The sequence below is a fragment of the Allobosea sp. P4_C6 genome (genome assembly GCF_056402015.1).
Map to the genome: position 1 here is coordinate 1 of NZ_JBFUIF010000021.1, position 17,026 is coordinate 17,026.

The following is a 17,026-nucleotide window of genomic DNA, read 5'->3' on the forward strand; positions in this document are numbered from 1 at the left end:
ATCGCCTCCGCGACCGGGCGCCCCTGGGACAACAGCACGTCGACCTGCCGCAGCTTCGCGACGATCTCTTCAGGCTTGTGCTTCTTCTGCGGCATCGCGGGCATCCTCCAAAGGCTCAAAACGCCTACTTCAGGGAGGGCCACTTTTCAGGGGGCAGGCCAGAGAAGCTGGCCCGCGCATGCGGCGCGGCGGCCTGTTGCTGTTCCAGAAGCAGGAGGGCGACCTCATAGATTTCTGTGATGTCGGCGGCCTGCAGAACGCCCTTTTGAACGAGGCAGCGCAGCAACCCGGCCATCGTCGCCGAGGAGACCAGAGTGCTGGCCGCCATCGCATCGGATGTGGTCATGTGCAGGCCCTCACTGAGCCGGATGCGCCGGCTCGGGCACATCGTAGCCATCGGCGGCGTATGAGCCGATCTTGTTGCGCAAGGTGCGTAAAGCAATGCCGAGCAGGTTGGCGGCATGGGTGCGGTTCCCGCCCGTTTCCCGCAAGGTTGCCAGAATCAGCTCTCTCTCGACATCKGCAACGGGCTGGCCGACAAGCTGATCCACGACGGCCTGCGCAGGCTGGCGATCGTGCATGGTCATGGTCCTTTCCGAGCTCCCCCAAGCCCCGTTGGACAGAATGCCAGTGGGCGCCCCCATGGTTAAGAAATGTTAAATGCGTTTGCATGCCGCGAAATGCCGGCCGTGCCGTGACTGCCGAACTCGTAGGAACAATAGGGCTGAAAAAGACCGACAAGTCCGGGCCCGCTCCGAATTGTTACATGGCCCAAGCGGGATCAGTTGAAATCGAGCGTCTTGTCAGGAATTTCTCAAATTTCCGATTTTGGGGCTGACTTCCATACCCAAAAAAGCCAGCCCCGAACCTCCTAAAACCGCGCCGTCCAATTTCGGTGTTGCGGCATCATTGCAAGGGCTTGAGCGAGTGCTCCACCATGTACTCGGCGATCTGTTTGCCCATGTCCACGCCGACCTCAAGCGAGGTGCGAAAATGGATTCCGCCCCAAACTCGCACATCACACTGCTCGTCCGCCAATTGTTTAATGCTGGCAAACTGAAGCGTCTTGGTCGGATCGATTAAGTCTGTCGCCGTCACCGGTACGCTTTGCGCGGACGGAACAACCAATTCCAACACGCGTACCGACACTCCGGCGACAATCGCCGCCTGTGACGGGTATTCCGGGTGCATCGGCGTTGCATTCGACGACGTCCAGCCGGCATCGCGTTCGGTGGCATCGTTGCCATCCATATCGCCGTTGCGTATCGCCGTAACTGGCCGCCAGAAGTTATAGGTGAACTTGGCATCCCAGTCGTTAATGAAGGTGTTCGCCATGGCCATGTTGAGCAATGCGAAGAGCCGTGCATTCTCCGCGAGTCCCAGTCCCTTGGCCGCCGAGATCTGGCGTGCCGCTTCCTGCCAGGCGGGGCTGATATTCGCTTGCGTCCAGAACTTCACGATGTCGGATTGCTCTGCTGTACGCGTGGTGTTTCGGATGCCACCTAAACTTTTCGTCTCGTTGTAATCGCGGGCATAAATCGCACTCGCCAATTGCGGCGGTGGACCCGGGCGGAACTGGTCAGCGCTCTTGAGCACCCAAGGTTTTGCTTGGGCATATTGTGCCAATAATGGCGGCGTCGTGGGTATCCAAATTCCCGGTGTGGCAACGGGTCGATAGGTGTCGGGGGCACTGGTACCGTCCGCCGCGCGATCGGCGTGGACGAGCGTAGCCACCTTTTCGCCGAGCGCTATGCCCGATGTCTTCCCTGCACCATCAGGGATCGCCTTGGTTGAGGTGGTGAAAGCCTCCTCAATTATGACCTTCTGAGCGGGATGGAGTTGGAGCAGGATCTGCCGGGCGGCCGACGCGGCTGCGGCTTCGGCCGAAGCATCGCGCGTCAAATCCCCTGTGGCAACATATCGGCCATATCGACCCTGCACCGAGTTGACGGCATCGGACATCGCAACATGGACCATCGCCATGCTGCGGGTCCACGGATTGCCGGCAATGTTCGCGTCCTTGAGAACCCCGATCGCTGTCTGATTCCAGTCTGTGACGGTGTCGGCGTTTGCCGTGCATGTTGCGAAAGACATCAGAAGGCCGATTGCTACGGCTGCATGTTTCATGTCGCTCCCCGTCTGCTGTAAATCCCTGCTCAGTTGGCTGGTGAAACGCAGCTTATCCAGTTTTCGAGCGAGCGGGAGGAAAAGAAGGAGCAGCTTACTGTGAGGAAGGCGGACATGGTTCCTGGTCGCAAAATGTCCGCTTCCGGCGTGACCGGTATGCGCAGGTGATCGACGTCAGAGTCAGTGATCTGGTTCATTTGGGACGTAGCAGGGGGATACTTCGACCCCAACGCGGCTTCTTCCGATTCGGCACGTCAGACGGAACCGCTTAGCGTTCGCTCGGCATCAATTCAGGCGGGCGTGGCAGCTATTGAAGCCGCTCACCCCTAAATGCACGGTGGAGAGCGACAACTGCGTCGGCGATTGGGATCGCCTGGGCCGCTGGTAGCTTGGGATCCCGCCTGATCGTGGTGGGCCGTTCTCCAACCTAGCCTCATCTCCGCCATTTCGCCTCGACAGGACGGTGTGTAGACTCACCGTTTGGGGGCGTGGCCATGACCGAGAGTGCACGACACGACGCTTGGAGCRCCGGAGACAGCTACAACCGCTACATGGGCCGGTGGAGCCGACAGATCGCACCACAGTTTCTTGATTGGCTCGATGCACCGGTCGGTGTGGACTGGCTCGATGTAGGGTCCGGAACCGGCGCGCTTTCGGCCGCCATTGTCGCTCGGTGTTCGCCAAAAAGTGTGCTTGCCATCGATCCCTCAGAGGGTTTTCTCCAGACAGCGCAGGGCGCGCTCTCGGATGAGCGCGTGCAATTTCGACTAGGCGATGCCCAGGCCCTTCCGGCTGAGGCCGGAAGCGTTGACGTAATTGTCTCCGCTCTGGTCCTGAATTTTGTGCCGGATCGTAAAATGGCGTTTGGCGAGATGCGGCGCGTTGGGCGTCCGGGTGCGCTGATCGGGTTCTATGTTTGGGATTATCCCGGCGGTGGCATCGAGTTCATCCGAGCATTTTGGCGGGCTGCGATCCAACTCGATTCAAAGGTCCTCGATCTGATGGAAAGCCGACGCTTCCCGTTTTGCACCCCAGATGAGCTGACAGCGCTGGTCAAGGATGCGGGCCTGGATGTCCTCGATCATGCGCTGATCGAAGCGCCCACGATATTCCAGGACTTCGACGACTACTGGCAGCCGTTCACGCTCGGAGCAGGCCCAGCCCCGGGCTACTGCATGAGTCTGAAGCCCGACCATCGCGAACGTTTGCGGCAGAAGCTCGCCGAGACATTACCCCGCCAGGAGGACGGTTCGATCCATCTGAAGGCGAGAGCGTGGGCGGTCAAGGCGCAGGTCGTGTGAAAGTTCATCGCACTCTGATGTCCTGACTTCTCGGACGACGCCGCGGATTGGCGAATCTGGAAGGATCATTATGGACGATGCGCATGAGCATGCCCGGATCATTCGGATCGCGCGGGCCATGTGTCGAGCGAAGCGATTGGATCCCGACCGCCCGCTCGACGGGGCGATACCCGCTGTCACTGGCGCTAGGCCATTCATTGATAGCCTGCCGAGCAGCGATGTTCCGACGTGGCTATTGTTCGTGAGCGAAGCAAAGAAATTTGTCGACGCGAACCAGGACGACACATCACAGTTGTGAGCATGTGGCGTTGTATGAAACGCGGGCTGGAAAATGCAAATGCACCACGCTCGCGGTTACCCCGCGGTTACAGTCTCCCCCCTCCACTGCAGTTCACGGAAGTCGCGTGGGTTCATGGCACTCAAACTCTTACGGACTGTACAATTCGTACTCCGACGTTCCAGAGCGACACTCCGGAACGCGAACGAACTACTGCGATAAGTTGCTAAATCGCTTGCCAAGGTTGGGGTCGAGGGTTCGAATCCCTTCGCCCGCTCCAGACAATCTCAAGGCTTGAGAAGCATGCAAGCGTCGGGTTTCCCGGCGCTTTTTGCTTTTTCGGCTCGGATAATTCGCCGCCATTTCTGAAAGTGCCAGAAAGCCCGTGGTTACCTGCGGGTTGCAAGTTCTCTCCGGCGCGATTCACACAGCTCACTGTTTGAAGCATTTCTCTCGGTGCCAGGGACGGATGTGAGCTGCAGCGACTTCAGCCCCGCCGCCACTGATCGGCTTTATATCGCGCAGCGTTCGTCGTAAGCGCGCAGGACGATGCGGCGAAGAACGCGATCGAGGACAATCCGGGAAGTCAGAGTGACAGGCAGCGGCGAGGGGCGCCATCGGCGCTTCTCGGAGGCGCTGCCTTACGCCGTTACTTCCTCGCCGCTTCCAGTCTCGATCAAGCTGGCAGAATGTCTGCGCCAGCCTCGACGGAGCTGGCGCAGGCGGATTTGCACTCAGATGCCCCTGATCAGACCGCCGTCGATCCGGATCTTGGCGCCCGTCACATAGCTCGCCCGCTCACTGGCGAGGAAGGCGACGACATCGGCGAATTCCTGCGGCTTGCCGTAGCGGCCGGCCGGGATCGCCGCCATCGAGGCTTTCGCCACCGCGTCGCGCGTGCCGCCGCTGCGGGCCGCCGCGGCGTCGTCGAGCTGGTCGACGCGGTCGGTGTGGATGCGGCCGGGCAGGACGACATTGACCGTCACGCCGCTGCCCGCGACCTCCGAGGCCAGCGTCTTCGACCAGCCGATCACGGCGGCGCGGATGCCGTTGGAGAGGGCGAGGCGCGGAATCGGCTGCTCGACGCCGGAGGAGGCGATGGTAACGATGCGGCCGAAGCCACGCTGCGTCATGCCGGGCAGGAGCTGCTGCGCCAGATGGAAGAGATTGGCGGCCATGGCCTCGAAATGAACGAGCCAGTCGGCCCGCTTGGCGTCGCGGGCCTCGCCGGGCGGCGGGCCGCCGGAGTTGCCGATGAGGATGTCGACGCCGCCTTCCGCGACGAGACGCTCCGCGAGCGCATCGACCGAGGCGAGATCGGCAAGGTCGAGCTTCGCGGCGCTGACGCGGGCGCGCTGCTCCGCAGGCAGGGCGGCGATCCAGCTTTCCGTGACATCGGTGCTGCGGGCGGCGGCGATGACGGTCGCGCCCTCCGTGGCGAGCGCCTGCGCGATCGCCGCGCCGAGCCCGCGGCTCGCGCCCAATACGAGCGCGCGCTTTCCAACAAGTCCCAGATCCATCAGCCGATCTCCTTCAGGCGCTGTTCCTGCCGCGCGATGAGCCGTTCGATATCGGCGATATCCGCCTTGGACAATGCTCCGCCCGGCTTGCGCAAAGCGCCGGAGGCGATGGCGCCGCGCTTCGCCAGGATATGCTTGCGGATGGCGAGGCCGAGGCCGGGCTGCTGCTCGTAGCGGGCGAGCGGCAGATAGGCGTCGAACAGGTTATGCGCGCGCTCGACATTGCCGGCCGCATGGGCCTTCCAGACATCCACCATCATCTCGGGATAGGCGAAGCCGGTCATGGCGCCATCGGCGCCGCGCGAGAGCTCTTCCGGCAGGAACATGCCGCCATTGCCGACGAGGATCGAGATGCGGCGGCCGCCCTGGTCACTTGCCGCGCGCAGCGCCGAGATCTTGGCGAGTCCCGGCCAGTCCTCATGCTTGAGCATGACGCAGCTCGGATGGGCGGCGACGATCTTGAGGATCACGGCCGGGGTGATCTGCACCTGCGTGACCAATGGGAAATCCTGCAGCACGAACGGCGTCTTCGGGCCCAGCGTCTCGGCCACCATCGCGTAGTAGGAGGTGATCTGGTCGTCGGTGCGCAGGTTGGAGGGCGGCGCGACCATGACGCCGGCGGCGCCGTCGCCCATCACGCTCTCGCTGAGCTCGCGCATAGCGGCGAAGCCGGCTGCGGAGACGCCGGCAACGACCGGAACGCGGCCCTGCACGCGCGCCAGCACGCGGCGTACGAAGATGCGGGATTCATCCGCCGTCAGCTTGGGCGCCTCGCCCATCATGCCGAGCACGGTGAGGCCGGTCGCGCCCTTCTCCAGATAGAAATCGACCATCCGGTCGGTGCTTTCGAGATCGAGCGCGCCGGTCTCGGTGAAGGGTGTCACCGCGATGACGTAGACACCCTCAGCGGTTTCATCGAGCAGAGCCATGATCGTCCTCAGTTGGTGGGGGAAGCGGGCAGGAGCTTGCCCGGGTTCAGCAGGCCTGCCGGATCGAGCAGGTGCTTGAGCTGGTGCATCAGTTCGAGTTCGAGCGGCGCCTTGCGCAGGGGCATCTCGCCGACGCGCAACTGGCCGATGCCGTGCTCGGCGCTGATCGAGCCGCGCCGGCGGCCGATCTCGTCATGGACGATGCGGGTGAGGCCCGGCGCGATCGCCGCGAAATCGGCCGGGGCCTGTCCCTCAGCCGGCAGCAGGTTGTAATGCAGGTTGCCGTCGCCGAGATGGCCGAAGACGATCGGCCTGATGCCGGGCGCTGCGGCCCGTACGGCCGCGTCAGTCGACGTGACGAAATCGGCCATGGCCGAGACCGGCATCGAGACGTCGTGCTTGGCCGCCTTGCCCTCCCGCACCAGTGCCTCGGAGACACCTTCGCGGATGCGCCAGAAGGCCTTGGCCTGGGTCCCGTCCTGCGCGACGGCCGCGTCGAGCACGAGGCCGGCTTCGACGCTATCGATCAGCCCGGCTTCGAGGCGCTCGCGCAGTCCGGGTTCGTCGTCCTGGTCCGACAGCTCGATCAGAACCGCGGCGGGCGGCATCGCGGCAAGCGGCAGGCGGGCGTCGCCGATATGGCGCAGGATCAGCGCCAGGCACTCGCCCGTCATGAACTCGAAGGCGGTCAGCCGGTCGCCGCAACGATCACGGACCGCCGAGAGCAGGGCGAGCGCGGCCGCCGCATCCTGAACGGCTACGAAGGCGGTGGCGCGGGCATGGGGCCGGGCGAAGAGCTTGAGCACTGCGCCGGTGATGATGCCGAGCGTGCCTTCCGAGCCGATGAAGAGGTCGCGCAGGGCGTACCCGGTATTGTCCTTGCGCAGCGCTGTCAGCCCGTCCCAGATGCGCCCATCGGCGAGCACGACCTCGAGGCCGAGGGCGAGTTCACGCATGGTGCCGTAGCGAAGCACCGCGACGCCGCCGGCATTGGCCGCGAGATTGCCGCCGATGGTGCAGCTGCCTTCGGCGCCGAGGCTGAGCGGGAAGAAGCGCCCGGCCTGCTGCGCGGCTTGTTGCACCTTCGCGAGCACGACACCCGCATCCACGGCGATGGTGTTGCTGATGGTGTCGATATTGCGAATGCTATTCAGTCTCATAAGCGACAAGACGATAGCATCGCCGGTCGTATCCGGTGTTGCACCGCCGGACATGCTGGTGTTGCCGCCCTGCGGGACGACAGGAATTTTGTGACGCGCGCAGATGCGCATCACGGCCGCGACCTCCGCGGTGGAGCCCGGCCGGACGACGGCTCGCGCGGTGCCACGATATTTGCCGAGCCAGTCGGTCAGGAAGGGGGCCTGGTCCTGCTCGGAGACGAGGACATTTGCCCCGCCGAGAGCCCCGGCGAGTTCGGCAATCAGATCATCCATGGTTCAGCCTTTGCGGAGGGGGCGGCCGCCCCAGCCCAGCCGGAAGCGCCCGATCGCCATCGTCACGGCGGCCTGCGTCGGTTCCACGATCGGGATGCCGAGTTCCCGTTCCAGCGGCTCGCGGAAGCGCGCCATGCCGGCGCAGCCCATGACCAGCACATCGGCATGGTGCGTGTCGCGCAGCGTGCGGCCGACGCCGATCATGCGGCCCAGTGTCAGTTCATCGTCGGCCATCTCGGCGATGGTGAGGTTCACCGGCAGGTCGCCGGCGAAGCGGTCCATCATCCCCATCGCGCCGAGATAGCGCAGATGGCGCGGGATCGAGTTCTGCAGCATGGCGACGATGCCGAAGCGATGGCCCAGCGTCAGCGCCGTCAGCACGCCGGATTCGGCGATGCCGAGCACGGGCTTCTCGCTCTGCTCGCGCAGGGAGTGCATGCCGGGGTCCGAGAAGCAGGCGATGACGAAGGCCGCGGCCTCGTTCTCGAGGCCGGCCGCGCGCTTCAGCAGGGCCGGGATCAGCCCGTCGACATCGCGTTGCGACTGGATGCCGGGCGGGCCATCGGCCAGCGTCAGGCATTCGATCGCGGGGCCGCCGGCCATGCGCAGCGGCGCGATCGCGACATCGATCTCCTTGGTCACACGCTCGGTCGAGTTGGGATTGATGACGTAGATCGTGCCGCTCACGATGCCTCTCCTTCAGCCGCAGCAGCAGCCTTTTGGCGCTCGCGCCAGCCATCGAGCGTCTGGCGCGGCGCCTGGAAGCGGTCGCGCAATGTGACGTACCAGTCGGCGCCATGCAGGCGGCCGACGAGATCGAGCTTGTCGATATCAACGTGCAGGCGCTCGTCGACGATGCCGTCGCGGATATGGATGTGCTGGATTTCGCCGACGACGAGATTGCGATGCCGGGTGCCGAGCGAGAGCGAGACCGTCTCGCGGCATTCGAGCTGGACGGGGGAAGCGGCGAGCCTCGGCGCCGCGATCGAAACACTCGCAGCCGTCTCAAGTCCGGCCGCCTCGATCTCGTCGATGTCGCCGGGGAAATCGATCGCGCAGACCTGCATCGCCTCGACCAGCGCCCGGTCGACGAGATTGACGACGAAGCCGCCGGTCTCGCGGATGTTGCGCATCGTGTCCTTCAGCGGCGAAGGCGCCTTGTCGCGTCCTTCGATGCCGAGCACGACCAGCGGCGGCGCGTGGCTGAAGACGTTGAAGAAGCTGAAGGGGGCCGCGTTGGCGCGCCCTTGCGCGTCGACCGTGGTGACGAGCGCGATCGGGCGCGGCAGCACGGTGTTGACGAGGAGCTTGTAGAGGTCGCGTTCCGGAAGGTCGCCCGCTGCCCAATCCATCGGCTCAGCCCAGGCTCACATCGAGCAGGCGCACCGTCTCGGCCAGCACGCGGGCGCCGTCGCCGGCCTGCTCGGGCGTGATCGATTCCTCCGGCGCATGGCTGCGCCCGTCGAGGCAGGGCACGAAGATCATGCCGATCGGGCCGGTCTGCGCGACGAAGACGCCGTCATGGCCGGCGCCGCTCGGCAGGTCGCGCGTGGCGAGACCGAGCGAGGTGGCGGCATTCGCGATGGCCGACCGGATTTCCGGCGCGCAGGCCGTCGGCGCGACATGGCTGATCGGCTCGACGGCGATGGAGAGCCTGAGGTCTTCGAGTGCGGGGCGCAGATCGCGCACCAGAGCTTCGCCGAAGGCTTTGACCGCGGCTTCGTTACCGGAGCGAACCTCAAGCGTCAGCACGGCTTCGCCCGGCACGGCATTGGCCGCGTTGGGACTGACCTCGATGCGCCCGAAGGTGGCGACCAGGGGCTGGTTGTCATGGGCGGTCGCGAGTGCCCGCTTGTAGGCGGCCTCGACCAGCTTCGCGGCGCCGACCAGCGCATCGGCCCGCAGCGGCATCGGCGTTGCGCCGGCATGGTCGGCGCGACCGGTCACGGTGATGCGCTCGCGCCGGATGCCGACGATGTCGGTGACGATGCCGATCGGGATGCGCTCGTTCTCCAGTACCCGACCCTGCTCGATATGGACCTCGACATAGGCAGCGACGCTGCCGGCGGCGCGCTTGACGGAAGCCAATTCCTCGGGCCGGCCGCCGACGAAGGCGATGCCTTCGCGCAGCGTCATGCCGTCAGGGCGGGTCAGCGCAAGATGCTGCTCGCCCAGGGCGCCGGCGAGCGCGCGGCTGCCGATGCAGGAGAGACCGAACTCGCTCGGCTCTTCGGCGAGGAAGTCGACGACCTCCAGCGTATGGCGCAAACGGTCGCCGCGCTCGCTGAAGCTCTGCGCGACCTCCAGCGCGGCGAGCACGCCGAGGATGCCGTCATAGCGGCCGCCGGAAGGAACGGTGTCGGAATGCGAGCCGATCAGGATCGGCTTCAGCGAGGGATCTGCCCCGGCGAGACGGCCGATCAGGTTGCCGGCCGCGTCGAGTTCGGTTTCCAGCCCGGCATCGCGGAATTCCGCTGCGAGCCATTCGCGGCCTTCGAGGAAGCGCGGCGTGAAGGAACGGCGCGTCCACGGGCGCTCCGGGTCTGTGATCCCGGAGAGAGCCTCGATGCGGCGCCAGAGCCGGTCCTGATCGATCGACATGATGCGCTTACGCCGCCGGACGCAGGAAGCGGCCGTCGCCCGCCTTGTTGCGGATCTCGGTGCCGTCCCAGGCGAGCTGGCCGCGGACGTAGGTGGCGGCGACGCGGACACGGAATTCGCGGCCTTCCATCGAGCTCCACTTCACCGCCGACAGGCTCTTGCTGGGGTCGTGGATGAAGCGGCCGGGCTCCAGCACGGTGATGTCGGCGTCGGCGCCCGCTTCGAGCCGGCCCTTGTCGGCGAGCAGGAAGGCCTTGGCCGGCCCCTCGCAGAGCTGCTTCACCACGATGGTCGGCGACAGTCCGTGCTCCTCGCAGCCGGTCCAGAGCGCCGGCAGCAGCGTCTCGATGCCCGGCCCGCCCGAAGTGTTCTTGAAGACCATCGGATCGCCCTTCTTCTCCAACCCCCAGGAGACGTGATCGGACGAGATGAAGTCGCAATGGCCGGCGGCGAGATGGCTCCAGAGCAGGTCGCTCTCGGCCTTCGGGCGGATCGGCGGGTAGTGCTTCACCTTCGCGCCGAAGCGCGGCACATGCTCCTCGGCGTTGAGCATGAAGTACTGCACGCAGCTCTCGACCGTCGCCTTGTAGCCGGCGCGCTTGTACATGTTGCAGATCTCGAAGCCGCGCGAGGTCGAGACGTGGACGGCGTGGGCGCGTGCGCCCGTCTCTGCGCCGATCTCGTAGATGCGGGCGGTGGCGAGGTTCTCGATCAGCGGGGTGTGGGCGCGCAGGAAGGCGTCCGGGCCGGTATCGCCGGCTTCGATCAGCCTGGCGATATTGCGCCGGGTCATCTCCTGGTCCTGGTTATGGACGCCGCAAAGCAGGCCGGTCGGCTCGATCAGCTTGAAGGCTTCGTAGAGCGTGTCGTCGCCGATGCGCGGAAAGCGCGTCGGATTGGCCTCGAAGGTCGAGAACTTGAAGGCGCAGGCGCCGGCCTCGACGAGGCCCGGAATCGCATGAAGCCCGTTCTCGATCGTGATCGTGGCATAGAGCGCGACATCGACATGGGCGTCGCGTTCGACCACCGCGACCTTCTCGTTGAAGAGCTCGGCGCTGGTGACGGGCTCCGGCTCGTCATAGGGCATGTCGACCATGACGGTGACGCCACCGGCCGCCGCGGCGCGCGAGCACATGCCGATGCCCTCGTGATTGGCCTGGCTGCCGGAATGGACCTGCCCGTCGATGACGCCCGGCATGATCCATTGGCCACGGAAATCCTGGGTCTCGCGGGCCGAGGGTGGCGTGCCGGACCCGACCTTGCCGACCTTGCCGCCGGTGACGGCGACATAGCCATCCTCGATGATCCGGTCGGACAACACGATGTTGCCGCGGAGGACGAGATCGAAATCGCTCATGGTCGGGGGGTATCCGGTTGATCCTGCGGGGGCGTTAGGGCGGGCGCGGACTAGTCTTCGCGGCCGAGCGCGTATTCGGTGAAGTTCATGCCGAGCGCCTTCTCGACGATCGGATAGACGCTCGGATCGGTCACGCTGGAGCTCAGCGGGATCTTGCTCTTGGGCACGCGCAGCACCGAAAGCTCCATGCCTTCGCGGACATGGCCGGCGCTGACCGGCTGGCCGTCGGTGTCGAAAGTGGTGATCACATCCGGGAAACAGGCGTGGCGGGCGCCGTCGAGATCGGTGACGGCCATGTACTCGTTCATGACGTGGATGACGCGCGCGGCCTTGCCGGTCCCGACCTGGATCGTGCCGATATCGAAGGCCTCGTTGGTGTAGCGGACATCCTTCTTGGCGACTGTGCCGCGCGCGATGATCGAGCCGCCGGTCTGGTCGCAGATCGCGTCGATCACGGCCGTGCCGCCCTTCGGCTTGGCGTCGAGGATGCGCTCGCCCAGTGCCAGCGCCATCGAGATGCCGCCGAGCGCCGCGTTCTTGCGGACATAGGCGGCCGAGACCGGGTTGCGGCAGGAGGCGATGAAGCCGCCCGACATGTCCGAGGCCGTCCGCAGGATCGGCGAAACCTTGGCCGTGGCGCCGCGCGTCACCAGCTCGATATACTGGTTCTTGGCGCGATTGCCGCCGACGGCGACCTGGATCGTCGCTTCCGGGCTGTTGGCGAGGCCGATCGACCCCATGTCGCCGGTGGGATGGGCGCGGATGTCGCCGACCGCGTCGACCACCTTGACGCCGAGGATGGCGCTGGCCAGCCAGGCGTTCAGCGTGCTCGACATGCCGTTCTGGCCGATGATCAGGCCGTAGATCGGCTTGCCCAGCGCCTCCTGCAGCAGCTGGACGGCCTTGACGTAGTCGATGCCCCACATCTCCCATTCGGTCGTGCCGGCGGGAGCGCCGATGGCGGCGGCCGTCGCGATGATCGCGTCGTCGGGGATTTCGTCCATGGTGACGAGCTCGGGCTTGCCGGTGTTGACGGCTGCGGTGCCGAGCATGCGGCCGTGATCGGCCCAGCCGCCACCACCCGCCGCGAAGACCGAACCGCCGGCCACGGCGGCCTCGACATCCCTCGTCGTCAGAAAGCGTCTCATCGGCCGGCCTCGTCCCGTGACATTGCCGGTCGTTGCCGGCGCGGGCCGAGCTTAGAGCGCTATTGCGCGAAATGAATCATGCTTATTATGCGGCAGACCATAATCGGATGTTATCGCCATGCGCCTCAACCTCAGGCAGATCGAAGTCTTCCGGGCCATCATGATCACCGGCTCGATCAGTGGCGCGGCCCGGCTGCTTGCGGTCTCGCAACCGGCGATCAGCCGCCTGCTGGCCTATACCGAGGACAGGCTGGCGCTGCGCCTGTTCGAGCGCGTGCGCGGCCGGGTGCAGCCGACCCCGGAGGCCCGCCGACTGTTCCAGGAAGTCGACCAGGTCCACCAGGGCGTGGTCCGGGTCAACGAACTGGCCGAGGAACTTCGCGAGCGCGGCACGGGCTCGGTGCGGATCGTCGCGAGCCCGAGCGTCGGGCAGGCATTGGTGCCCGACGCCATCGCCCGGCTGCGCGAACGCTTCCCGGATCTGCGCGTCGAGTTCGAGGTGCTGACGCTGCTCGAGATCGTCGCCAAGATCGTCAGCGGCCGGGCCGATCTCGGCGTCTCCATCCTGCCGATCGACGAGCCCACGCTCGACATGGAAATCCTGACCGAAGGGCGCCTGATGGTCATCATGCCGCGCGACCATGTCCTCGCGCGGCTGCGCGTCATCCGGCCGGCCGATCTCGCGCCCTATCCGCTGATCGGCTTCGGGCCGCAGACGCCCTATGGCGATGTCGTCGGGCGCGCACTCGCGCTGAAATCGGCGCCGCTCAGGATCAGCACCGTCGTGCGCTTCACGCCGGTCGCCTGCGCGATGGTGCGGGCCGGGGCCGGCATCGCGGTCGTCGACGAGTTCGTGCTGCGCGGGCGCACCTGGCCGGAGCTGGTCTCACGCCCGCTCGCGCCCAAGACGCGGGTGCGCGCGCATCTGCTGACACCGCGCTTCGAGCCGCTCTCGCGGACGGCGAACGCTTTCGTCGATATCCTGCGCGGATTGGTGCCGCCCCCGCCGAAGGACAAGGAGGCGGACACGATCGAAAGCGCTTAACATCATGTTATGGAAACCCGACAACAAATGATTGGCAGGGCATGATTTCGCCCTGTTAGCTTCGCTCCAGACGTGGCCGGATTGTTGCAAGAACAGGGGCGCAACGATCGCGGCATGGCCGTCGCACAACGGGAGCGGGAAGCATGAAGCTGAATTCGATCAGGATGGCGCGCGCCGCCATCAGGGGCGTGGCGCTGGCCGCGCTCATCGCCATGCCGGCCATGGCTGACGATGCCGACCATCCGCAGAACGAGAAGCTGAAGGTGGCCTGCGATCTCGGCTTCGCGCCGTTCTGCTTCAAGACGCCGACGGGCGAGACCACCGGCTTCACCTACGACATGTCGGTGGCGCTGGCCGAGAAGCTCGGCCGCCCGGGCGTCGAGGTGACGGATTCGAACTTCTCGGCGATCTTCGCCGGGCTGTTCTCCAAGCGCTACGAGATGATCCCGGCGCCGACCAACATCACGCCCGAGCGCGCCGCGCAGATGCTGTTCAGCGAGCCCTATATGCCGACGGGCCTCGGCTTCCTCGTCAAGAAGGGCGGCAAGATCGCCAATCTCGACGACCTGAAGGGCAAGGCCCTGTCCGTCAACAACGGCTCGATCTCGGACAAGTGGCTGACCGACAACGAGGCGAAGTACGGCTACACGATCCAGCGCTACAACAAGAACGCAGACGCCGTGCAGGCGGTCATGATCGGCCGTGCCTTCGCCAATGTCGCCGATGCGCCGGTCTCACGCTATGTCGCGACGCAGACGCCGATGGCGGAAGTGCCCTTCGTGCTCGACGGCGGCCGCAATTTCGGCATCGCCTTCCGCAAGGAGGATGCCGCTTTCCGCGCCCAGGTCGAGGTCGCGCTGGAATGCATCAAGACCGACGGGACGCTGGCCAAGATCCATGAGAAATGGTTCGGCGTGAAGCCGGAGACGGCCTCGTCGACCGCGACGGTCTATCCGGGCACGGGTGCGCCGGGCTTCGAAGGCTACGACACGACCGAGCACAAGGCCGCCTGCAAGTGACCTCGCAGCCCGCCATGACGGCCGCGCCGCCCGAGACGATCGTTTCGATCGAGGGGCTGCGCAAGAGCTTCGGCAATGTCGAGGTCTTGTGCGGTGTCGATCTCAAGGTCGGCAAGGGCGAGGCCGTCGTGATCGTCGGCTCCTCCGGTTCGGGCAAGAGCACCTGCCTGCGCTGCATCAACCGGCTGGAGGAACCGACGGCGGGCGCGATCCGTGTCGGCGGGCAGGAGATCACCGGTCCGAAGGTGGACCTCAACCTCCTGCGCCGCCGGATCGGCATGGTCTTCCAGGGCATCCACCTCTATCCGCACAAGACGGCGCTGGGGAACGTGATGCTGGCGCTGCGCAAGGTCGTGGGCTTGAGCAAGGAGGAGGCGGAGCGCAAGGCACGGCACCATCTCGAGGTCGTCGGCCTCGCCCACAAGGCCGATGCCTATCCGGCCGAGCTGTCCGGCGGCCAGCAGCAGCGCGTCGGCATCGCCCGCGCCATGGCGCTGGAGCCGCAGGTCATGCTCTTCGACGAACCGACCTCGGCGCTCGATCCCGAGCTCGTGGGCGAAGTGCTCAACGTCATGGTCCGCACCAAGGAGATGGGCATGACCATGATCGTGGTGACGCATGAGATGAAGTTCGCGCGCGATGTCGCCGACCGCGTCGTCTTCATGGACCATGGCGCGATCCTGGCCGAGGGCACGCCCCAGGACATCCTGATCAACCCGCAGCACCAGCGCATCCGCGATTTCGTGATGCGCTCGCACGGCTGACGGGCACCCATGGACCAGATCGTCCGCTACTTCTTCGATTTCGGGCTGTTGTCGGCCTATTGGCCCGACATCCTGCGCGGCTTCCTCATCACCGTCGAAATGTCGATCCTGACGGTGCTGATCGGCATCCCGCTCGGTCTCGCGCTGGCGGTGCTGCGGCTTTACGGCATCCGGCCGCTGAACTGGCTGATCATCTTCTATATCGATTTCTTCCGCTCGATCCCGCAGCTCGTGCTGATCGTGCTGGCCTATTTCGCGCTGCCCTATTTCGGGCTGGTGCTGGAGCCCTTCACGGCGACGGTGCTGGCGCTCGCGATCGTGCTCTCGGCCTTTGCCGAGGAGATCTTCTGGGCCGGCATCAACGCGGTCTCGAAGGGGCAGTGGGAAGCGGGGCGCTCGACGGGCCTCGGCTTCACCCAGACGCTCGCCTACATCATCCTGCCGCAGGTGGTGCGGATGTCGATCCCGCCGCTGACCAACCGCGCCATCGGCATCAGCAAGGGCACCACGCTGGGCTCGGTCGTGGCCGTGCCCGAACTGCTCAACGTGACCTCGAGCATCCAGTCCAACGTCGCCAATCCGACCGCGCTGACCGTTGGCGCGCTGCTCTTCCTGCTGCTGTTCCTGCCCTTCGTGCGCTTCACGCGCTGGCTGGAACATGTCTACGCGCATCCGAGGTCATGATGGACGAGCTCGTCACGACCTTCTTCAACTTCGACGTCCTCCGCCAAGTCTGGCCCCTGCTGCTGCAGGGCTTCTGGATGACGCTGGCACTGGCCGTGGTCGCCGTGCCGCTCTCGGTACTCTCAGGCATCGCCATCGCCATGGCGCAGGACGTGCCGAGCAAGCTGCTGCGCTTCCTGCTGATCGCCTATGTCGATGTGATGCGCGCCATCCCGCCGCTGGTGCTGCTGATCTTCATCTTCTTCGGCCTGCCTTTCCTCGGCCTGAAGCTCAACGAATTCACGGCGGCCGTGCTGGCGCTGACGCTGAACGGCTCCAGCTACTTCGCCGAGATCTTCCGCGCCGGCATCGAATCCGTGCCGAAGGGCCAGCGCGAGGCGGCGCGCTCGACCGGGCTGAGCTGGTACCAGAGCATGGTCCATGTCGTGGTGCCGCAGGGCACGCGCAACGTGCTGCCGGACCTGATCAGCAACACGGTCGAGCTGGTGAAGCAGACCTCGATCGCCTCGGCCGTCGCCCTGCAGGAACTGCTACGCTCGGCCCAGCTCGCCCAGGGCCTGCTCTACAATCCGACGCCACTGATCGCGGTGGCGATCGTCTACTTCCTGATGTTCTGGCCCTTCGTGCGGCTGGTCTCGCGCCTGCAGAACCGCACGGCCATGTCGGCTGCGTGAGGTGAAACCGACCCTGGCCGAGCTTGCTGCTTTGTACGGAACCACGCGGTCATCCCGGGCTTGACCCGGGATCCATGCCAGAACGCTCTCGATAAAGGTTCAGGCATGGATCCCGGCTCGCCGCTTCGCTCCGTCCGGGATGACGGG

17 protein-coding genes and 1 pseudogene are annotated in these 17,026 nt (G+C 65.5%); 6 read left to right on the forward strand and 12 right to left on the reverse strand.

The window, feature by feature from the left end; all coding sequences use genetic code 11:
* Window positions 1-124: 124 nt before the first annotated feature.
* From AC1DVA_RS16125 to AC1DVA_RS16135, 3 genes are all read right to left on the reverse strand, one after another.
* Window positions 125-346 carry a hypothetical protein gene (locus tag AC1DVA_RS16125; protein ID WP_476806528.1) on the reverse strand — a complete coding sequence of 74 codons (222 nt, stop codon included), beginning with the start codon at window positions 344-346 and terminating at the stop codon, window positions 125-127.
* A gap of 10 nt (window positions 347-356) precedes the next feature.
* Window positions 357-587, reverse strand: coding sequence for a helix-turn-helix domain-containing protein (locus AC1DVA_RS16130; RefSeq protein ID WP_476806529.1), 231 nt, complete (start codon window positions 585-587; stop codon window positions 357-359).
* A 319-nt stretch (window positions 588-906) separates the two neighbouring features.
* Window positions 907-2,127, reverse strand: a complete 1,221-nt coding sequence (locus AC1DVA_RS16135; protein WP_476806530.1) for a vanadium-dependent haloperoxidase — start codon at window positions 2,125-2,127, stop codon at window positions 907-909.
* A gap of 494 nt (window positions 2,128-2,621) precedes the next feature.
* Here AC1DVA_RS16135 and AC1DVA_RS16140 point away from each other — a divergent pair, with 494 nt between their 5' ends.
* Entirely contained in the window at window positions 2,622-3,428 is an 807-nt protein-coding gene (locus tag AC1DVA_RS16140) for a class I SAM-dependent methyltransferase (protein ID WP_476806531.1), read from the forward strand.
* Between the two features lie 739 nt (window positions 3,429-4,167).
* On the opposite strand, the pseudogene AC1DVA_RS16145 reads toward AC1DVA_RS16140, so the two are convergent.
* The 9 genes and pseudogenes from AC1DVA_RS16145 to AC1DVA_RS16185 form a co-directional block, all read right to left on the reverse strand.
* A pseudogene (locus tag AC1DVA_RS16145) lies at window positions 4,168-4,289 on the reverse strand (HNH endonuclease); the annotation flags it as partial.
* A gap of 150 nt (window positions 4,290-4,439) precedes the next feature.
* Window positions 4,440-5,225 (reverse strand): SDR family oxidoreductase, encoded by a 786-nt coding sequence (locus AC1DVA_RS16150; protein WP_476806532.1) that lies wholly within the window; start codon window positions 5,223-5,225, stop codon window positions 4,440-4,442.
* Window positions 5,225-6,154 (reverse strand): dihydrodipicolinate synthase family protein, encoded by a 930-nt coding sequence (locus tag AC1DVA_RS16155; protein ID WP_476806533.1) that lies wholly within the window; start codon window positions 6,152-6,154, stop codon window positions 5,225-5,227. The genes AC1DVA_RS16150 and AC1DVA_RS16155 overlap by 1 nt, the downstream gene beginning before the upstream one ends.
* Before the next feature lie 8 nt (window positions 6,155-6,162).
* A complete protein-coding gene (locus tag AC1DVA_RS16160) occupies window positions 6,163-7,587 on the reverse strand; it encodes an FAD-binding oxidoreductase (protein ID WP_476806534.1) in 1,425 nt (474 codons plus the stop codon).
* Window positions 7,588-7,590: 3 nt separating this feature from the next.
* Window positions 7,591-8,274 carry an aspartate/glutamate racemase family protein gene (locus AC1DVA_RS16165; RefSeq protein WP_476806535.1) on the reverse strand — a complete coding sequence of 228 codons (684 nt, stop codon included), beginning with the start codon at window positions 8,272-8,274 and terminating at the stop codon, window positions 7,591-7,593.
* Entirely contained in the window at window positions 8,271-8,939 is a 669-nt protein-coding gene (locus tag AC1DVA_RS16170) for a flavin reductase family protein (RefSeq protein WP_476806536.1), read from the reverse strand. Before AC1DVA_RS16170 ends, AC1DVA_RS16165 begins: the two co-directional genes overlap by 4 nt.
* Before the next feature lie 4 nt (window positions 8,940-8,943).
* Window positions 8,944-10,188 carry a hydantoinase/carbamoylase family amidase gene (locus AC1DVA_RS16175; RefSeq protein ID WP_476806537.1) on the reverse strand — a complete coding sequence of 415 codons (1,245 nt, stop codon included), beginning with the start codon at window positions 10,186-10,188 and terminating at the stop codon, window positions 8,944-8,946.
* A gap of 7 nt (window positions 10,189-10,195) precedes the next feature.
* On the reverse strand, window positions 10,196-11,545 hold the full coding sequence (locus tag AC1DVA_RS16180) for a dihydroorotase (protein ID WP_265050580.1): 1,350 nt from the start codon (window positions 11,543-11,545) through the stop codon (window positions 10,196-10,198).
* A 50-nt stretch (window positions 11,546-11,595) separates the two neighbouring features.
* Window positions 11,596-12,693 (reverse strand): DUF917 domain-containing protein, encoded by a 1,098-nt coding sequence (locus tag AC1DVA_RS16185; RefSeq protein WP_476806538.1) that lies wholly within the window; start codon window positions 12,691-12,693, stop codon window positions 11,596-11,598.
* A 118-nt stretch (window positions 12,694-12,811) separates the two neighbouring features.
* Between AC1DVA_RS16185 and AC1DVA_RS16190 the strand changes: the two genes are divergently transcribed.
* The 5 genes from AC1DVA_RS16190 to AC1DVA_RS16210 all read left to right on the forward strand — a co-directional run bounded on the left by AC1DVA_RS16190 (window position 12,812) and on the right by AC1DVA_RS16210 (window position 16,879).
* The gene (locus AC1DVA_RS16190; RefSeq protein WP_476806539.1) at window positions 12,812-13,738 is read left to right on the forward strand and encodes a LysR family transcriptional regulator; all 927 of its coding nucleotides are present in this window, start codon (window positions 12,812-12,814) and stop codon (window positions 13,736-13,738) included.
* Between the two features lie 143 nt (window positions 13,739-13,881).
* Window positions 13,882-14,757 carry a substrate-binding periplasmic protein gene (locus AC1DVA_RS16195; RefSeq protein ID WP_265050577.1) on the forward strand — a complete coding sequence of 292 codons (876 nt, stop codon included), beginning with the start codon at window positions 13,882-13,884 and terminating at the stop codon, window positions 14,755-14,757.
* A gap of 14 nt (window positions 14,758-14,771) precedes the next feature.
* A complete protein-coding gene (locus tag AC1DVA_RS16200) occupies window positions 14,772-15,521 on the forward strand; it encodes an amino acid ABC transporter ATP-binding protein (RefSeq protein ID WP_265050576.1) in 750 nt (249 codons plus the stop codon).
* Window positions 15,522-15,530: 9 nt separating this feature from the next.
* On the forward strand, window positions 15,531-16,205 hold the full coding sequence (locus AC1DVA_RS16205; protein WP_265050575.1) for an amino acid ABC transporter permease: 675 nt from the start codon (window positions 15,531-15,533) through the stop codon (window positions 16,203-16,205).
* Window positions 16,205-16,879: an amino acid ABC transporter permease gene (locus tag AC1DVA_RS16210; RefSeq protein ID WP_265050574.1), complete on the forward strand. Its 675-nt coding sequence runs from the start codon at window positions 16,205-16,207 to the stop codon at window positions 16,877-16,879. Before AC1DVA_RS16205 ends, AC1DVA_RS16210 begins: the two co-directional genes overlap by 1 nt.
* Window positions 16,880-17,026: the final 147 nt, after the last annotated feature.

What these genes read in the sequence shown, in the direction of transcription:
- AC1DVA_RS16125 (WP_476806528.1), bottom strand. Translation starts at nt 346, where the DNA reads ATGACCACATCCGATGCGATGGCGGCCAGCACTCTGGTCTCCTCGGCG.
- AC1DVA_RS16135 (WP_476806530.1), bottom strand. Translation starts at nt 2,127, where the DNA reads ATGAAACATGCAGCCGTAGCAATCGGCCTTCTGATGTCTTTCGCAACA.
- AC1DVA_RS16150 (WP_476806532.1), bottom strand. Translation starts at nt 5,225, where the DNA reads ATGGATCTGGGACTTGTTGGAAAGCGCGCGCTCGTATTGGGCGCGAGC.
- AC1DVA_RS16155 (WP_476806533.1), bottom strand. Translation starts at nt 6,154, where the DNA reads ATGGCTCTGCTCGATGAAACCGCTGAGGGTGTCTACGTCATCGCGGTG.
- AC1DVA_RS16160 (WP_476806534.1), bottom strand. Translation starts at nt 7,587, where the DNA reads ATGGATGATCTGATTGCCGAACTCGCCGGGGCTCTCGGCGGGGCAAAT.
- AC1DVA_RS16170 (WP_476806536.1), bottom strand. Translation starts at nt 8,939, where the DNA reads ATGGATTGGGCAGCGGGCGACCTTCCGGAACGCGACCTCTACAAGCTC.
- AC1DVA_RS16175 (WP_476806537.1), bottom strand. Translation starts at nt 10,188, where the DNA reads ATGTCGATCGATCAGGACCGGCTCTGGCGCCGCATCGAGGCTCTCTCC.
- AC1DVA_RS16180 (WP_265050580.1), bottom strand. Translation starts at nt 11,545, where the DNA reads ATGAGCGATTTCGATCTCGTCCTCCGCGGCAACATCGTGTTGTCCGAC.
- AC1DVA_RS16185 (WP_476806538.1), bottom strand. Translation starts at nt 12,693, where the DNA reads ATGAGACGCTTTCTGACGACGAGGGATGTCGAGGCCGCCGTGGCCGGC.
- AC1DVA_RS16190 (WP_476806539.1), top strand. Translation starts at nt 12,812, where the DNA reads ATGCGCCTCAACCTCAGGCAGATCGAAGTCTTCCGGGCCATCATGATC.
- AC1DVA_RS16195 (WP_265050577.1), top strand. Translation starts at nt 13,882, where the DNA reads ATGAAGCTGAATTCGATCAGGATGGCGCGCGCCGCCATCAGGGGCGTG.
- AC1DVA_RS16200 (WP_265050576.1), top strand. Translation starts at nt 14,772, where the DNA reads ATGACGGCCGCGCCGCCCGAGACGATCGTTTCGATCGAGGGGCTGCGC.
- AC1DVA_RS16205 (WP_265050575.1), top strand. Translation starts at nt 15,531, where the DNA reads ATGGACCAGATCGTCCGCTACTTCTTCGATTTCGGGCTGTTGTCGGCC.
- AC1DVA_RS16210 (WP_265050574.1), top strand. Translation starts at nt 16,205, where the DNA reads ATGGACGAGCTCGTCACGACCTTCTTCAACTTCGACGTCCTCCGCCAA.